We start from the raw sequence: 16,961 nt of genomic DNA, 5'->3' as shown, positions 1-16,961 counted from the left end.
TTAATAAAATTTCGCATTACTTTCTACCATATTTGCTATATGCAACGGTAACTCTTCTTTTTTCGATTCCAAAAATTTTTGTGACACTGCACCTAAATGTTTTTTATGTGGTATATAAAAAGCACTTATAGAAATCTCATAGTCAAATAAGTAATCATACACATGATAATCTACAAATAGAAGATCATTATTCGGAAAAGGAACTTCCTTCCCTTGCAGGGCATACATCAAAGCAATATTATTTTGAGATTTTAATCGATACATTCTTGCAAGTTGGTATAATGGCTCAGCCCGGGTTGGTCTATATTCCCACGCTTTTTGAAAATAAAGAATTGCTAATGCTGTATATTGCTCTTCTTGCGTCTTAGCATTTTCTTTTTCATCCGCTTCTGTTACTTCATGTTGTTTATTTGCTGAACGGTTTGCTAATTGTTCATAACAAAATCCTATTCGCAACAACGAATAGAACACCTCTTCAACCCATCCTCCTGCTTCCACTCGTTTTTTATACCATTTAATCGAATCTTCAAATTGACTTAAATGAAAATAAGTTTGGGCTAAATAAAATAAATATCTTATATGCAAATCTGGCGTTGTTTCTGGATCACTCAATCCTTGTAACAACAACCTCTCATCTCTCTCAAATTTATCTGCTTTACTACCACCATCCCCAGGATCGTTAACGACAAGCGTCTCTAACCTAGCTACTCTCGTATTGTAATTCGCACCAACTTTGGAACGATCTATATCCCAATACTCATGAGTAACACCGACAGATTTCCATGGTAAAGAAGCTTTCAAAAGGCGTGTAAGCCAATACTTAATATGAATATCATATTGCAATGTAAGATAATGGTCTTCCGTTAAACTAGTCTTATCAAACCTCGGATCAACTTCTAATATCATATCTGCATCTAATATTAATAAATAATCTGCTTCTGGATATGTTTTTTGTGCCAATGAAACTGCTAAACTTCTGTTATAACCAAAGTTTTTAAATGGTTCATGATGAACTGTTCCAGGGATATCATTTTCTTTACACCAATTTTCAATAATTTCAGGTGTACTATCAGTTGATCCCGTATCACAAATTGAAACAAAATCTACAATTGATTTTGTAGCATTTAAACATCTTTCCATAATCCTTGACTCGTTTTTAACAATCATACAAAGACATAACTTTTTATCTTCCCCTGCATTCTTCACTTGCTCATTTCCCATTTAACCACCTCATATTTTATTAACACGCTCTTTTCATATGTAACACCACTTCATAGCTACACTGATGACATAATCATCCTTTTACTATTTATGAAAAATTCATTTTATTTATTCTTATTTTTATGTTGGGACATCTTTCGTGCTTCAATATATATTTGATACAATCAGTACAAAATGAATATATAGTAATTAACAAGAAACTCAGTATATTACACATAGTTTACGAGGAGGTTTTATTTTGTTAGATTACATTTGGCTAGATGACAAATCACCCATTTTAGAACAACTACCAAGCGACTTTAAGTTTGCTGCTATATTACTTCATCCTTTTGTCCAAATGCCTTTAGGGTGGGAAAACTCCGTAAGAAAAAGACATTACGAGCACATATATCCAAGTGCTGAAGAAATCATTCAAAATGGGAAATCCGTTTCTTGGAAGGAAATGATGTCTTGTAGTGGACTAAATTCATATACAGAACTAGCAATAGCCATATTGACTTCCATTAATGCCTTTTCAGAAGAATTTAAAAGAGATGACTTAGCTAAAAAGCTACATTCAAACTTTAAACAAGACCTTTATTATCCAACGGAAGATTATACATCTATATTTTCATTACAGAATTTACTAAAACTCCTCGGTTCGAAAGGTGCAAAAAATCTATATTTCTCTGAACCAATCTTTGATACAAACGAATCATTACAGATAAATGATACAACCCCCTTAAATATTTGGGACCTTTTCTGTAGTGAGTTCATTATTACTGATGAAAACATGGATTATGCATTCATGAGTATGTTTGATTCCTTTACAACTTTTTTATTAGCAAAAGACGAAAATATAGAACATATTGTTCAATCAATACATGTTGAAGCTATCATATGTGATAATAAAACAATGATTGATTGGTATTTTTAAATTAGTAATTTCTTAAACTATAAAAAAAGAAACTTGCGCTTATACACAAGTTTCTTTTCAAAATCATTTCCTATTTTTTCACAACTTCATGTCCACCGAACTGATTACGAAGAGCTGAAACTACTTTTCCGTGGAATGTATCATCTTCTTGAGAACGGTAGCGCATAAATAATGACATTGCGATTACTGGTGCTGCCGCTTGAAGTTCAAGTGCGGTTTCCACAGTCCATTTCCCTTCTCCTGAAGAGTTCATTACACCTTTAATACCATCTAGTTTTGGATCATCTGCAAATGCCTTTTCAGTTAAGTCTATTAACCAACCGCGGATAACTGATCCATTTGCCCATACTTTTGCAACATCTTCATAATTGAAATCAAAATCACTTTTATCTAATACTTCAAATCCTTCAGCGATTGCTTGCATCATTCCGTATTCAATACCGTTATGAACCATTTTTAAGAAATGACCACTTCCGACGCGGCCTGCATAAGAATAGCCATTCTCTACTGCTAAATCTTTAAATAAAGGTTCTAATTGATCGTAAATTTCTTTTTCTCCACCAACCATTAAGCAAGCACCGTATCTTGCTCCTTCTACACCGCCTGATGTTCCGATATCTACGTAATGTAAACCAAAGCTTTTCGCTTCTTCCGCACGGCGTAACGTATCTTTATAGAATGAATTTCCGCCTTCAATAACGATATCGCCTTCCTCTAATAATGGATATACATCTTTTAGTACCGATTCAACAACTTCTCCCGCAGGTACCATTACCCAAATTGTACGAGGAGCTTCTAGTTCAACGATCATTTCTTTTAATGTATGACGAGCAGTAATCCCTAAAGCCCCTGCTTTTTCAACAAGTTCTTTATTTACGTCATATACAACTACTTCATGCTTGTCTTCATATAAATGTTCTGCTAATGGGAATCCCATTTTTCCTAATCCAATTAAACCTAGTTTCATATTAATCAATCTCCCATTCTATACAAATATATTTAATAACGAAATTAGTCCAAGTGCTACAACAGATAATATTGTTTCCATTGCCGTCCATGTTAATAATGTTTCTTTCACAGTCATTCCGAAATACTCTTTAATCATCCAAAATCCAGAATCATTTACATGTGATAAAATTAATGACCCTGCACCTGTTGCAAGTGCTAATAATTCAACGTTTACACCTGGTGTACTTGCTGCAATTGGTGCTACAATTCCAGCAGCTGTCATCATAGAAACTGTAGCAGATCCCGTCGCTATTCTGATAAGTGCCGCAATTCCCCAACCTAATAATATCGGTGAAATATGAGATTCTTTCGCCATTTCTGCAATTGTCGTCCCAATTCCAGAATCTAATAATACTTTATTAAATGCGCCGCCTGCACCGATAACTAACAGTATGTTCGCAATCGGCCCTAAACAATCATTTGTAAATTGTAATACTTTATCTTTTGAGAAACCTTTTGCATAACCAAGACTAAAGAAAGAGTAAATGGTTGCAATTAATAAAGCGACAATCGGATCTCCAATAAAGTGCAATACTTGTGCAAGTTGACTTGTTTTGCTTAGCGCGACTTCCGCAATCGATGCACCTAGCATTAGAAATACTGGAAGTAAAATAGTAAACAATGTATTTCCGAAACTAGGAAGTTCCTTCTTCTTATCTCTTTCAATAAATTGCTCTGCTATATCTAAAGGTACTTCTTTATGTATACGAGCACCAATCCACTTCCCGTAAAGCGGACCTGAAATGATTGCAGTTGGAAGTCCGACGATTAATGCATATAAAATTGTCTTCCCTACATCTGCTTTAAAAATACCTACCGCTGCCATCGCTGCTGGATGCGGCGGAACGAGTCCGTGTACAACAGATAGTCCTGCCACTAATGGAATACCGATTGTAATAAGTGATACCCCTGTTTCTAATGCAATTGTAAATACTAATGGAATTAATAGTACAAATCCGACTTGGAAAAACACTGGAATCCCTACTAAAAATGCAACGAACATCATGGCCCAGTGAACACGTTTTTTCCCAAAACGCCCAATTAATGTATTAGCAATTCGTTCTGCACCGCCAGATTCGGCCATCATTTTTCCAAGCATCGTTCCTAATGCTAAAACTATCGCTAAAAATCCTAACGTATTCCCAACCCCTAGTTTAATAGAATCGATAATGCCTGGATCTTTTGGTGAAGTTCCAATCAATGGCATTCCCATTGCTAGCCCTACACCAATTGCTGTTAATATTAACGCGACAAATGGATGCCATTTTACTACCGTAATAAGTAAAAGTAGTATGACAACTGCCGCTAGTACGATTCCAACTACCATTTCTCCCCATCCCCCTATTGTTTACGTTGGAAAGCAGCTATACAATCAAATTCTTCTTTCAAGCGATTGTAAAGTCGTTCATACATATAAAACATTTCTAAGTATATAGCCGTATTTTCTTTATTCGGTACATGATGATGAACAATATCAATCCAATCCTTTACCTCTTCAAGAGAATTAATTTTCCCTACAGCATATAAAGCAACTGCTGCTGCCCCAAGCGCAGATGCTTCATGACTTTCAGGAACTAGCAATTCTTTACCCATCATATCGGATAACATTTGTCTCCAAAATGCAGATTTCGCAAATCCTCCTGAAACACGTATTTCAGTAAGTGGCCCTGTACAATCCCTGATTGCAAGTGCAACAGAATATACGCTCATACAAACCCCTTCCATTACTGCGCGTATAAAATGTTCTCGTTTATGCTGAAGGTTTATTCCAAAGAATGTACCACGAGCATTTGCATTCCAGTAAGGTGCACGTTCTCCAGATAGAAACGGTAAAAATAGCAATCCACCCGCTCCAGCTGGTACACTTTCCGCATATTTAATTAATAAATCATACGGATCGATGCCAAGCTTCCTTGCAACTTCTTGCTCTGGGCTACCAAATTCATCACGTAACCATCTCAGTAATATTCCGTCGTTATTTGTTGGACCGCCGATCACCCAGTGCTCGTCTGTTAATGCATAACAGAACGTTCTACCTTTTTCATCTGTATTAACACTAGAGGAAATTGTTCGTACTGCACCACTTGTTCCTATCGTAATTGCAGCTGAGCCAGGCGATATTGCCCCAACACCTACATTCGCAAGGACACCATCACTTGCACCAATAACAACTGGAGTATCTTCACGAATACCCATCTTTTGTGCTAATTCTGGCTTCATACCCGATAAAATATATGTAGTTGGCACAGGTGTTGATAATTGTTCTGGTGACATATGTAACATCGTTAAAACATCTTCATCCCAGTTTAATGTTTCTAAATTAAATAACCCAGTTGCAGATGCTATCGAATAATCAACTACGTAACGTGAAAACAATTGATAAATAACATACTCTTTAATGGAAATAAATTTATAAGCGCTCGCATATAATTCTGGCTCTTCCTCTTTCATCCACAATAATTTGGAAAGCGGCGACATCGGATGAATTGGTGTACCCGTTCGTCTATAAATGTCATGCCCATTCATATGTTGTAATAATTTTTCTGATTGTTTCGTACTTCGATTATCTGCCCAAATGATAGAACGCGTTAATGGTGCACCGTTTTCATCTACAGCAATTAATGCGTGCATTGCAGTACTAATACCGATTGAAGAAATATCTTCAGGTAACACATTACTCTTTTCCATGGCAACGCTTACAGTTTTATATACAGCAGCACATATTACATCAGGATCTTGCTCAGCCCATCCGACATTCGGTTGAATAATTGGATAATCAACTGCATGTGATGCACCGACTTTTCCTTTTTCAGTGAACACAACCGTTTTTGTACTTGTGGTACCGATATCAATCCCGATTACTCTCCCCCTTGTTTCCATGCGAATCTTCCCTTCGTTTCTAGCAAAATACGATCTAGTAAACCGTTTACATGAATTAGTATATAAAATATTTTTTCTTTAATAAAGTTTTAAAAAGAAAATTTTTTTCATAACAAAAAATATATCCCCCTCATTCCACTCCACTTACATACTAAATTTTAATTTTCAATGCGGTAAATTTGCGTTTTATTCGTTACGTAACACACTCTTTTTCTTTCATTAGGAATACATACATAGTCCTTCCATACGCTCTATTCATTTGGATGAAAAGAGTTAAGAAGCAATATTCATTTTTCGGGAGTACTTAATATCAATCTAAGAAAAACAACTACCCCTAAAATAAGAATTCTATATATTTTACTCTTTTAATTGTTTTAGGCTCACTCGTCCTATTATCTAAATAAACTTAGAGTGTGTATCCTACTATCACTTTATTAACTTGTAAATATATGTTCCATACTATAAAATCTAATAGTATTTATATTTTTCAGAAAAATAAAACAATTTTTTTATACTTTATTGTATAATGTTGTAAAAAGATGTCGGAGGGATTTAATGTTACATAAAATATCTCAATTCACCATTAAGCTTTCATCAATTCTTTTATCACTGTTACTATTATTAAATTTACCTTATTTATTTATTACTCAACAAGGATTTACCTTTCAACCAGTTTATTTTTTTAACCAGATCATTACTATGTTAAAACAGGTTTTCTCTCCTGAATCATTAGTGGTTATAGGGGCAGACCCGAAATTTGGTAGTTTCAAAAAAACACCATTATTCCCAACTGTTTTAGAACCTTACCTATATTCATTTACTGTATTATTTTTAGCCTTTTTGCTTGCGCTCTTTCTATCATCTAGCATGGCATTTTTTTATTTTTTAGCAAAAGATTATATAAAAAAATGGATAAACCGAATTGTGTTCATATTAGAAGCTGTCCCTGATATGATGATGATGATTTGTTTACAAATATTTTTCATATGGGTACTTCAGAAATTCGGGGAAGCTCCTTTCACCATTATTTCTTTTAATGAAAATCGAGCTTATTTACTCCCTATTTTATCTTTAGCTGTCTTACCCACATTACAAATGTTTCGGATGATGGTGTTATACCTAAAAGAAGAACATGGAAAACATTACGTAGAGGTTGCATATGGAAAAGGCCTTTCATCAAGTTATATACTATGCATTCACTTGTTCAAAAATATATCTATCCACTTCTTCCATCATTTAAAAACGATTTTTGTTTTCTTACTGTCTAACTTATTCATTTTAGAATTTGTTTTTAATATGCTAGGCATTATTCAATTTTTATTTAAAAAAGCGTTTATTTCACCTCCAGCTGCATTTATCATACTTGTCATGATTATTTTACCGTTTTACGCCATTTTTCAAATAATCTCTCTCATGATGAATAGATGGCAAAAGCAATTGAAAGGAGCAGCTCTATGAAATCTATTTGGAAATCAAAACGCTTTTTAATCGGCTTTGCTTATTTATTCATACTTGTTTCAGCTAGTTTTATTTATAGCTGGTTCTTTAAAGATAACATCCCAAAACCTCCTCAGTTACTTTACAATGACAATAACGAATTACTTGGAAAGGCCCCCTTTTCGCCATCGTTAATACCGCCTTTTGGATCTGATCGTTTTGGAGAGTCTGTTTTCTTACAAATTATAGAAGGAGCAAAATTCACTATCTTATTAGCTGTGGCAATTAGCTTCTTTCGAATTTTATTCGGAACATGTATAGGAATCCTCTTAAGTTTATATGCTCCAAAATTCAAGAGATTTTTCCGAGCATGCTCAGAAGTTTTTTATTATATTCCTACTTTATTTATCGCATTTATACTCATCACGCCCGTTAATATTGTAACCATATCAAATGCTGATAGATTAGATCCAAATATTTCATTTGCGTTTTATCAAGTAGTCGTACTTATTTTCGTCGCTCTGCCTACACTTTCTTTATATATATCCTCAGAGGTTGATGAATTTATGAAACAAGATTACATTTTAAGTTCCCAATTACTAGGAGCTAGCCGCTTTCATATTATCAAAAAACACTTACGAGTCTTATTACTTGACCGCTTATTTGTGTTATTTATGGAACATATCGTCCAAACTCTCATACTCGTTATCCATTTAGCGTTGCTTGACATTGTAATTGGCGGGATTCAAATGCGAGAACTTTATGATGGAGTGCTCAAACCTGTTTCTCTATCTAACGATTGGGCAGGCCTTATTGGGTTAAATCGTAATGAAATGAATCTTTCATGGTGGATTATTTTTTATACTCTCGTTTCATTCTTTATTACGATTCTATTTATTAAGCTTATGACAATCGGGATTCAAGATGCACTGAAAGCAAGAGATTCGCAAGCGGTAGCAATTCAAACCGTTCCAGATCATAAAAAATTTGTTAAAAGTAAAGATTCTTTTTCGTTTGCAGATAAAGTGAACCTTTAATCATTTCGCATTAAACGGTATTGATATAAAAAGAGCTGATCCCTGTTGAATGCAGGGATCAGCTCTTTTCTGCCGTCTAACTTTTTTACATGTCTTTAGCTAGACTCATGCTTTTTATATTTAAAGTGAATTATTTACAATCACAATTATGCTGTTTAAAATCGATTACCATACGTCCTTGAATTCTACCTTGTTCCATTTCTTCGAATACATTTTGTACTTTATCTAGAGAACAAGTTTGAACAACCGGCACTACTTTTCCTTCTGCACCGAACATGAACGCCTCCTCTAAGTCCTTACGAGTACCAACTAGAGAACCAACTACTTCAATTCCATCTAGTACAAGTCGTGGAATGTTTAAATCCATAGTTTCTACTGGTAAACCGACTGCAACGACTTTACCACAAGCACGTACTGCATCAACTGCTGAATTGAATGCTACTTTAGAAACGGCTGTTACTACAGCAGCATAAGCACCACCAAACTCCTCTTGAACAATCTTATCAGCAGGACCTTGAGAAATTGGATTGATAGTCATATCCGCACCAACCTCTTTTGCTAAGGCTAATTTATCGTCATTAATATCTACTGCAATTACCTTTGCACCAAATACGTTTTTAGCATATTGAATGGCTAGGTTACCTAATCCACCACAACCATAGATGACGATAGGTTGACCAGGTTTAATATCTGATACTTTTATTGCTTTATATGTAGTTACGCCCGCACATGTAATTGATGATGCTTGAGCAGGATCTAATCCTTCTGGTACTTTCACCGCATAATCAGCTGTAACAATACATTGTTCAGCCATACCACCATCTACTGAATAACCAGCATTCTTAACTTCACGGCAAAATGTTTCTCTACCAGTTACGCAATATTCACAGCGTCCACAAGATTGGAACATCCATGCAATACTTACACGGTCACCTATCTTTAGTGAAGTAACATCATCAGCAATTTTCGTAACAATCCCTACACCCTCATGACCAAGAATGCGGCCATCTGTGTTTCCAAAATCATGATTTGCAACGTGTAAATCAGTATGACAAACTCCACAATACTCTACATCTACAAGCGCTTCACCTGAGTGTAACGGACGTAATTCCTTTTCAATAACTTCAATGTTTGCTTTACTATTTTTATTAACTACTACTGCTTTCATATGTGATCTCCCCTTTAGTGTTTTAGAATTTTAATGAGTACATCTCAAAACTTCCGTCTTCACTGATTTGGCTAATCATTATGCCAAATTTAAATGTTCAATCATCATTACACGTTCATCATAACATGTAATTTTAAAAGCCTATTGTTAAATATTGAACAATATTTGAATTATTAACCAAATGTTTTTTGATGTATTCGAAGAAAAACCTTGAATCCTCTTCATTTTGCTATTTGTTTCATTGAGAATGTTTATGGCGGGGCGATTACCTGATATTTAAAATATGTTCAAGATGGAGTCGCTTATTACGAAGTGAATTTAGAGTAGTAGATTTTTTGAACCTCATTTATTGAGTTTTTTTATTTTTAGTTTTCAAACTGATTATCCATAAAGAAAAGACACTCTAAGGTGCCTTCTTGCGACTTGAACCATTTTAATAATACATATTGAACTTCCATCCAAATATCATTTTACTACATATAACATTTATTATATTTTTTTATAAAATGCATAAGGTTTATAAAAAAGAAAGCCCACCTACGGAAATAGGTGGACCTTCAACATACAAAGATTCTCTTGTTATATGTATATTTCTATATTTAAAAAATTCTTGGTTTTAACAGTCTAATTGAATCAAAAATTAAAAATGTTCACTTTATATAGAACTAGTTTAAACATGTTTAGCGGCGTTGTAAGCCCATTGATTTAATTATAATTTGATGTTATGTTTAATTTTCCTAATATAGTATTTTATGTAATCAGGAGGAGAATTATTTGAAGAAATTAATCTCATTCCTTTTATTAGCTACGTTCTGTTTCAGTATTGCAGGGTGTTCTAATGATAAGGTTGAAGAACAAGATGAAGGTACATATAGCGAGACGATTATATTAAAAGATGGACAGGCTAGAGACGAACGTATAACCTTCTTTCCGTATTGGAAACATACAACAAACGAATTTACAAATGAAATATCATTGATAAGTTTTACAAATCGTAAGATTCGTCCTAATAATAAATCGGTGGTTATGGTATCAGTAGATATCAAAAGTATTAATAAATCCGATAAAGGTGTGTATCATAGCTTAGATAAACTTAGAATGATTGATGATAAGGGGCATATAGCAAACTCAATTACATCGTCATGGATACAATATGAGAAGCCAGAGAGACGAAATGATATAGTAGATGTTGTACACGCTGGTAAAATAAATAAAGAAACATTATATTTTAGATTTGATGATGTAGAAGATTATAAATTTATAAAGTCTGTGACATTGAAATATCCAATAAATTTTGGAGCAGATGATGATGCAAATCAAGAGAACAAATATAATGAAATTACATTTAAGCTTAATTAACTAAAAAATAAAAAGGATCTGTATCTAGATCCTTTTTATTTTTTCATAAAGATAAAACAACCAAAGGTGCCTCCCTCTAACTTGAACCATCTGGATGGCAATGTAGTAAGCCTCACATTCATCAATTTAATATTTTTTAACACCCCTATACCCAATAGAGGGAAAGCTTTTCTTTTACCAATTTTTATTTCTTTAACTCTCATTCAAACACTCTCCGAGGCTCTGTCCTCTACATTCAGCCAAGCAAACAGTTCAAATTTCATATCTACATCGTACTAATAAAAAAGGATAATTAGTCGCATAACGGACTAACTATCCTATAAAGTATTATCTAAATTTAAAATTTGAAGAGCTTTTTTATATTCGTTTCATCGAAATTGTTTCACGTATACTTTGTAAATTTTGCAAAGTTTCTTCTTGGCGTTGTAACGATAACCCAACGTATAAAGTATCTAACAAACTTAACTGTGCTAATCTTGATGAACTTGCTTCTGTACGGAATTCTGTCTCACGTGTTGAAGTATATAATGTAATATCAGCAAGTTGACTTAATGCTGATTTCTGATAGCTCGTAATTGCAATAATGTGAGCTCCCCTTGCTTTCGCTACTTCTAACGCTTCCAGTAACCCTTTATTGCTACCAGAATGAGAAATTGCAATAACCACGGCTTCTTTAGTAAGTAAACCCGCACCCATAATTTGAAAATGTGAATCTGTATGAGCAATACAAGAAATACCCGTTCTCATAAATTTATGATATGCATCCATCGCAATAATACCAGAACCACCATTTCCATAAAACTCAATACGGCTTGCGTCTTGCAATACCTTTACAGCTTGCTCTAGCGCTGTATCATTTAACAAATGCAATGTATCTTGCAGTCCTGTAATATGCGAATGAAAAACTTTTTTAGCAACAGTTACCATACTATCTTCTGCAGATACTTCTTCATGAATATTTTGCATTGGAGTATGTACAATTTCACGAGCCAATGTAATCTTTAAATCTTGAAACCCTTGAAATCCAAGGTGCTTACATAAGCGGAATATCGTAGCTTCAGAACTATTCGTAACTTCAGCTAATTCTGTAATAGATTTATGTACAACATCTTGTGGATGTTTCAATATATGTTCGGCAATACTTCGTAATTTCGGTGATAAACCGTTTAACGAAGCCTGAATCTTTCCAATCCCACTTCTTGTTCCTGGCATAGCATATCTTCCCCTTCCATCGTAGCTTTATTGTACCTAATTATCGAAAGAAGAAAAACCTTTATTTGGCACTACTATAAATTGAAACTTTAATCAGTGAGAGCATTGTACATCTCCCACTGATTATAAACCCGCAAATAGCGGGATAAATTTTAAACACTCCTATGTATTCTGTCGTAACATGGTACATAATTATTCAAATTTATTATTTCCTCCATGTTTCACCGCATATAATGCAGCTTGCGTACGGTCATCTACTTCCAATTTAGCTAAAATATTTGAAACATGTGTTTTTACGGTTTGTTCTGTAATATGAAGCTCTGCTGCAATTTCCTTATTACTTCTCCCTTTCGCAATTTCACGAAGTACTTCTTGTTCTCTTTTCGTTAACATGGAAAAAGGGTTTTCTTTTTCTTTCTTGACTGCTGACCGTCCTAATAGTGCCGGTGTTACTTTCGGATGAAAATTCGCATTTCCTTCATGTACTGCAATGATAGAAGCGACAAGTTGCTCAGGCTGTACTTCTTTTAATTGATAACCATCTGCTCCAGCTTCCAGTGCTGGTAAAACATAATCTTGCTCTGAAAAACTACTTAATATAAGTATCTTTATTGTTCCATCATATTGTTTTATCCGTTTTGTTGCTTCAATACCATCCATCTTCGGCATTGATAAATCCATTAATACTACATCTGGTCTTTCCGTTCGGACGAATGTTAATGCCTCTTCACCATTTTCCGCTTCCCCAACTATTTCAAATTCTTCTCTCGTTTTCAAAAAGAATACAAGTCCTCTTCGAACGATATGATGATCCTCTACTAGTAGTAATTTTATCTTCAACCTTCTTCTCCCCTTCAAACTGGCAATTGAATTTCAATTTTCGTACCCTTTTTCAGCTCAGTTTTTATTTGAAATGATCCCCTCATTAACTGAATACGTTCCTTCATACTTTTTAAACCGAGCGCTGACTCTCTTACGTGATCTTGTATAAATCCTATCCCGTTATCCTCTATGTAAAAATACAACTGATTATTTTCTATTTTTAAAAGAACATTTACCTTTTCACATGAAGCGTGTTTTTTACAATTATGTATAGCTTCCTGGCTAATACGCCATAAAACTTCTTCTATTTCATCTCCAATTGAAACCATTCCATCAATTCGAACTTCCACTTGAATCCCTAACAACTTTCCGTAATTTTTAATTGCCTCTGCTAAACCTTTCTCTAATCCTTCCGGTCTTAATTGCCAAATTAAAAGTGTCATTTCTTGTAATGCTTCTTGTGATAACTCTCCAATATAACTCAACATGTCTTGCAAGTCCCTATCTTGCGTCATATTTAGAGTACCTTTTGCTGTTAGCATAATAGAAAATAACAATTGTTTTACTGAATCATGTAAATCACGAGCTAATCGATTTCTTTCAGCTACCACTACATATTTACGTTCTTTCTCTACTAACTGAATACGTTGTATTGTCGTTCCTATTTGAAATGCAATCGATTCTAATAATGCTAATTCTTCCTCTGAAAAATGTGTTTTTTGAGGCGAGGCCACATTTAATAGACCAAACTTCTCCGATCCAGACCTAAGGGGAATCGTCGCATGATGCGTTACATCTTCGGTCTCCCCCCAATTACATTCAATCGCATCCTCTATTCGCTTACATTCAATAATATTTGTCGCTTTTTCCAATCTGCCATTCACAAAACGCTCTACACACCAACAGTCTCCTTCACACATTGGCTTCTTCTCTTGCCACGTAAGAGCTGGCGGTAAGTTTTCATCTACAAGCAAACGGTGCTTTCCCCTTTCATCGATAAAGAATATCCACCCTGTTTGTAAATTCATAACTTGTAACAATGTATGTAACACTTTTTCTAACATATCCTGTAAGTCTGTTGCCTCATTTAATAATTCAGCAATTGCTTTTAATGCTTCTAAACGATGCATCTCTTTTTCTTCAAAGTTCATTTTCATCACCAACTACCATTATAACATTAAGAAATTTCTAAATTCTACAAACAAAAAAGAACTGAATTCCTTCAGTTCTTTTTTTAAACTAATCATTTTACTATTGTTTTTCCATCCAATGTTGGAAGCAGAATTTTCGTTACCAAACTATTCTACTTTAGCTGTCTGATAAAGATTCTCCACCATGGATATGCTGTAAGCTTTCAGTAGTAACGACCATATTTGTTGCTGGCATTTGCACTTGATTCTTATGGAACATAGACATTAATTCAAACCTTACTTGTCTAGAAGTTTCAAAATAATCTTCTGGCTTTATTAAACCTGTAATACAAAATTCATATCCAACATATTTAAGATTCGGATTTAAATCTGTAACACCAACGTATTTAAACGGTTCCACAGCTTCATCTTCTACTTTATATAGGTTTGGAGCGAATTTTTCATTGCAGTTCACACAAACTTCTTCTAACAATTTCTTAACTCTCGTAGGATCTTCCTGATAACTTACCGTAATTCGTTCAATTACGCGCATCCATCCTTTATTAAAATTTTGTATCGTTCTAATCTCTCCGTGTGGTATCGTAAGAAGTTTTCCTGACCATTCACGAATTTGCATAAAACGAATACTAATTTCCTCAATCGTTCCTGAGTTTGCTCCGTTAAAAGTAACAAAATCGCCAACGCGAAACTCTTTGTCCGCTAATCGTGCAAAGCCTAATATAACATCTTTTAACATCTGTTGTGCAGCGAAACCGATAACAACTCCCGCTATCCCTGCACCTGCAATGATACTTTTTATATCTACAAATTGGCTAATTAAATAAATGATTAGACTGATGATAATGATATATCTAAAAATAGATCGAATCACACTTTGAATCGTTTGCTCTACCTCTTCATCAAAAAAGCTTGATTTCCTAAAAAACCAATCAATAATGCGGTTGATTACAAAAGAGATAATGATTAAAACTAAAGCAAATAGTATAAATCTTAAAAGTAAAAACTCCCTTACATAATTAAAAAATTCTTCCGTATACGTTAATACACTCATCCATCCACACCCTTAACTAATGAAAATTTCATAAAAAATTGATTTATTGTTTTAATTTTTGATTTCCTTAAAACTTGTTACACTTTCTTCTATAAATATACCCTTTTTTATTATCTAAAGGGAGATAACAATAGAATTTTTTATAAATGACTTTATGTTAAGACCTCAATACTTACCTAAACAAAAAGGGGAATATTAACACAACGCCGAATTGTTCATTTGAAAATATTTTGACTCGCGGAGGTTAACTAACAATGGGCTATATCGAAGAACTAAGAGAAGTTATTGGATCAAGACCACTCAATCTAGCTGGCGTTGCTGTAGCTGTTTTCAATGAACAAGGACAAATATTACTACAACAAAGGCGAAATGGTGTTTGGGGTGTTCCCGGTGGATTTGTTGAACTTGGTGAATCAACAGAGGAAGCCGGAAGACGTGAAGTTCTTGAAGAAACAGGGATTGAAATAGGAACTTTACATTTAATACATGTATTTTCCGGAAAAGAATTTTTTGTGAAATTACCGAACGAAGATGAATTTTACCCTATAACAATCGCATACCTTTGCAAAAATATTACAGGTGGTACGTTAAAAGCTGATGGGTTTGAATCATTGCATGTACAATTTTTTAATTTAAACGGATTACCAGAAAAAATTAGTCCATTCATAAAAAAACTAATTGAGCAAAACCTCGTCTCAATTTAAACGTAAAAGAGACCTTTTTAAAGGTCTCTTTTTTCACTTCACTTCTGCATGTAAGCATGACTTAAAATGTCCAAGTGCAAATTCATGTCCTTGCGCATTAAAAGATGCAACCGCCTTTTCAAATACTACAATTTTAAATCCTTTATTATAAGCGTCTACTGCTGTGTGGAGAACACAAATATCAGTACAAACACCTACAAGATGAACTTCTTCTACTCCTCTTTCTCTTAACTTCATCTCTAAGTCTGTTCCTGCAAATGCACTATATCGCGTTTTATCCATATAATATACATTCTCTGCATTTTTATATGTTTCGTACACATCCTGTAATTCACCAAACAAATCTCTTCCATTTGTACCAGCTATGTTATGAGGTGGGAATAATTTTGATTCTGGATGATATACATCATTTTCTTCATGTTTATCGATCGCAAAGACAACGTAATCTCCATTTTCAATATATTCTTTCGTTATATGGACAATTTCCTTTTCAATTTTTTGTCCGGGTTTCCCGCATGTTAAAGCACCTTTTTCCGCTACAAAATCATATGTATAATCAATATTAATAAGAGCTCGTTTCATAACTACTATCTCCCCTTCTTCTGTTTCACAGTAAACAATAGAAAATTTGTTATTACGACATCGTATGTACTATTCGACATTTCAAATGAAATACCTACATTTTTCTTGTAAAACTTACATTAGTCCGAGTTTACCATATAATAGATAAACTATGGCAAAACAAATAGCTCCTATTAACAAATCATGAATTTGATAATGAAGCGTAATTTGAATTATTTCTTGTATCGTAAACCAAATTACTGACATTATAATACTAATCATGAAGAGTCGAGCACAACGATTCATATCTTCAGCCTCTTTCTCTGTCATAGTAGTAACAATTGAGTTCTTCCTATGTAATCGTATTAGAAAACGAAACAAGTTATTCACTATTTCATCCTCTAGTCCAAACAAAAAAGCACATTACTTTTTGA

The 16,961-nt window shown here is 34.0% G+C and carries 17 protein-coding genes; 5 read left to right on the top strand and 12 right to left on the bottom strand.

Annotated elements, in window-relative coordinates; translation table 11 throughout:
• Entirely contained in the window at positions 1-1,221 is a 1,221-nt protein-coding gene (locus tag FS742_RS03650) for a tetratricopeptide repeat-containing glycosyltransferase (protein WP_144611244.1), read from the bottom strand.
• A gap of 208 nt (positions 1,222-1,429) precedes the next feature.
• Between FS742_RS03650 and FS742_RS03645 the strand changes: the two genes are divergently transcribed.
• Positions 1,430-2,137 (top strand): DUF2711 family protein, encoded by a 708-nt coding sequence (locus FS742_RS03645; protein ID WP_260869644.1) that lies wholly within the window; start codon positions 1,430-1,432, stop codon positions 2,135-2,137.
• A 70-nt stretch (positions 2,138-2,207) separates the two neighbouring features.
• On the opposite strand, the gene gnd is transcribed toward FS742_RS03645, so the two are convergent.
• Genes gnd through gntK form a run of 3 tightly spaced genes read right to left on the bottom strand, consistent with a single transcriptional unit; the run spans position 2,208 to position 6,025 of the window.
• Positions 2,208-3,104, bottom strand: coding sequence for a phosphogluconate dehydrogenase (NAD(+)-dependent, decarboxylating) (gnd, locus tag FS742_RS03640; RefSeq protein WP_144611242.1), 897 nt, complete (start codon positions 3,102-3,104; stop codon positions 2,208-2,210).
• Between the two features lie 18 nt (positions 3,105-3,122).
• A complete protein-coding gene (locus FS742_RS03635; protein WP_144611241.1) occupies positions 3,123-4,472 on the bottom strand; it encodes a GntP family permease in 1,350 nt (449 codons plus the stop codon).
• A gap of 14 nt (positions 4,473-4,486) precedes the next feature.
• On the bottom strand, positions 4,487-6,025 hold the full coding sequence (gene gntK / locus FS742_RS03630) for a gluconokinase (RefSeq protein ID WP_144611240.1): 1,539 nt from the start codon (positions 6,023-6,025) through the stop codon (positions 4,487-4,489).
• A gap of 555 nt (positions 6,026-6,580) precedes the next feature.
• On the opposite strand from gntK, the gene FS742_RS03625 reads away from it, so the two are divergent.
• A complete protein-coding gene (locus FS742_RS03625; protein WP_144611239.1) occupies positions 6,581-7,483 on the top strand; it encodes an ABC transporter permease subunit in 903 nt (300 codons plus the stop codon).
• Entirely contained in the window at positions 7,480-8,499 is a 1,020-nt protein-coding gene (locus FS742_RS03620) for an ABC transporter permease (protein ID WP_144611238.1), read from the top strand. The genes FS742_RS03625 and FS742_RS03620 overlap by 4 nt, the downstream gene beginning before the upstream one ends.
• A 130-nt stretch (positions 8,500-8,629) precedes the next feature.
• Here the strand turns inward: FS742_RS03620 and adhP are convergent, their stop codons facing one another.
• Positions 8,630-9,667 carry an alcohol dehydrogenase AdhP gene (adhP, locus tag FS742_RS03615; protein WP_002012687.1) on the bottom strand — a complete coding sequence of 346 codons (1,038 nt, stop codon included), beginning with the start codon at positions 9,665-9,667 and terminating at the stop codon, positions 8,630-8,632.
• A gap of 774 nt (positions 9,668-10,441) precedes the next feature.
• On the opposite strand from adhP, the gene FS742_RS27440 reads away from it, so the two are divergent.
• Entirely contained in the window at positions 10,442-11,026 is a 585-nt protein-coding gene (locus FS742_RS27440) for a hypothetical protein (RefSeq protein WP_186327138.1), read from the top strand.
• A gap of 35 nt (positions 11,027-11,061) precedes the next feature.
• Here FS742_RS27440 and FS742_RS27435 read toward each other — a convergent pair whose 3' ends face one another.
• The 5 genes from FS742_RS27435 to FS742_RS03585 all read right to left on the bottom strand — a co-directional run bounded on the left by FS742_RS27435 (position 11,062) and on the right by FS742_RS03585 (position 15,262).
• Positions 11,062-11,229, bottom strand: coding sequence for a hypothetical protein (locus FS742_RS27435; RefSeq protein ID WP_186327137.1), 168 nt, complete (start codon positions 11,227-11,229; stop codon positions 11,062-11,064).
• A 154-nt stretch (positions 11,230-11,383) separates the two neighbouring features.
• Complete coding sequence (locus tag FS742_RS03600; RefSeq protein ID WP_001119633.1) at positions 11,384-12,238, bottom strand: MurR/RpiR family transcriptional regulator; 855 nt, start codon at positions 12,236-12,238, stop codon at positions 11,384-11,386.
• A gap of 192 nt (positions 12,239-12,430) precedes the next feature.
• Entirely contained in the window at positions 12,431-13,078 is a 648-nt protein-coding gene (locus tag FS742_RS03595; RefSeq protein WP_144611235.1) for a response regulator, read from the bottom strand.
• Positions 13,079-13,092: 14 nt separating this feature from the next.
• Positions 13,093-14,211, bottom strand: coding sequence for a GAF domain-containing sensor histidine kinase (locus FS742_RS03590; RefSeq protein WP_144611234.1), 1,119 nt, complete (start codon positions 14,209-14,211; stop codon positions 13,093-13,095).
• Positions 14,212-14,368: 157 nt separating this feature from the next.
• Complete coding sequence (locus tag FS742_RS03585) at positions 14,369-15,262, bottom strand: mechanosensitive ion channel family protein (protein WP_144611233.1); 894 nt, start codon at positions 15,260-15,262, stop codon at positions 14,369-14,371.
• A gap of 254 nt (positions 15,263-15,516) precedes the next feature.
• On the opposite strand from FS742_RS03585, the gene FS742_RS03580 reads away from it, so the two are divergent.
• Entirely contained in the window at positions 15,517-15,966 is a 450-nt protein-coding gene (locus tag FS742_RS03580; protein WP_144611232.1) for an NUDIX hydrolase, read from the top strand.
• Between the two features lie 33 nt (positions 15,967-15,999).
• Here the strand turns inward: FS742_RS03580 and FS742_RS03575 are convergent, their stop codons facing one another.
• Together FS742_RS03575 and FS742_RS28175 are read right to left on the bottom strand one after the other, a co-directional pair.
• A complete protein-coding gene (locus tag FS742_RS03575) occupies positions 16,000-16,548 on the bottom strand; it encodes a cysteine hydrolase family protein (protein ID WP_144611231.1) in 549 nt (182 codons plus the stop codon).
• Between the two features lie 114 nt (positions 16,549-16,662).
• Complete coding sequence (locus FS742_RS28175) at positions 16,663-16,917, bottom strand: hypothetical protein (protein ID WP_313956656.1); 255 nt, start codon at positions 16,915-16,917, stop codon at positions 16,663-16,665.
• Positions 16,918-16,961: the final 44 nt, after the last annotated feature.

The sequence above is a fragment of the Bacillus cereus genome (assembly GCF_007678085.1).
Classification (GTDB): domain Bacteria; phylum Bacillota; class Bacilli; order Bacillales; family Bacillaceae_G; genus Bacillus_A; species Bacillus_A cereus_BE.
The sequence above is the reverse complement of the archived record's forward strand: the minus strand, read 5'-3'. Positions and strand labels throughout refer to the sequence as shown.

Bases quoted from the DNA above. Each gene is read 5' to 3' on its own strand.
- FS742_RS03635 (WP_144611241.1), bottom strand. From the start codon at position 4,472: ATGGTAGTTGGAATCGTACTAGCGGCAGTTGTCATACTACTTTTACTT.
- FS742_RS03585 (WP_144611233.1), bottom strand. From the start codon at position 15,262: ATGAGTGTATTAACGTATACGGAAGAATTTTTTAATTATGTAAGGGAG.
- gntK (WP_144611240.1), bottom strand. From the start codon at position 6,025: ATGGAAACAAGGGGGAGAGTAATCGGGATTGATATCGGTACCACAAGT.
- FS742_RS03600 (WP_001119633.1), bottom strand. From the start codon at position 12,238: ATGCCAGGAACAAGAAGTGGGATTGGAAAGATTCAGGCTTCGTTAAAC.
- adhP (WP_002012687.1), bottom strand. From the start codon at position 9,667: ATGAAAGCAGTAGTAGTTAATAAAAATAGTAAAGCAAACATTGAAGTT.
- FS742_RS03575 (WP_144611231.1), bottom strand. From the start codon at position 16,548: ATGAAACGAGCTCTTATTAATATTGATTATACATATGATTTTGTAGCG.
- FS742_RS03580 (WP_144611232.1), top strand. From the start codon at position 15,517: ATGGGCTATATCGAAGAACTAAGAGAAGTTATTGGATCAAGACCACTC.
- FS742_RS03650 (WP_144611244.1), bottom strand. From the start codon at position 1,221: ATGGGAAATGAGCAAGTGAAGAATGCAGGGGAAGATAAAAAGTTATGT.
- gnd (WP_144611242.1), bottom strand. From the start codon at position 3,104: ATGAAACTAGGTTTAATTGGATTAGGAAAAATGGGATTCCCATTAGCA.
- FS742_RS03625 (WP_144611239.1), top strand. From the start codon at position 6,581: ATGTTACATAAAATATCTCAATTCACCATTAAGCTTTCATCAATTCTT.
- FS742_RS03590 (WP_144611234.1), bottom strand. From the start codon at position 14,211: ATGAACTTTGAAGAAAAAGAGATGCATCGTTTAGAAGCATTAAAAGCA.
- FS742_RS27435 (WP_186327137.1), bottom strand. From the start codon at position 11,229: ATGAGAGTTAAAGAAATAAAAATTGGTAAAAGAAAAGCTTTCCCTCTA.
- FS742_RS03620 (WP_144611238.1), top strand. From the start codon at position 7,480: ATGAAATCTATTTGGAAATCAAAACGCTTTTTAATCGGCTTTGCTTAT.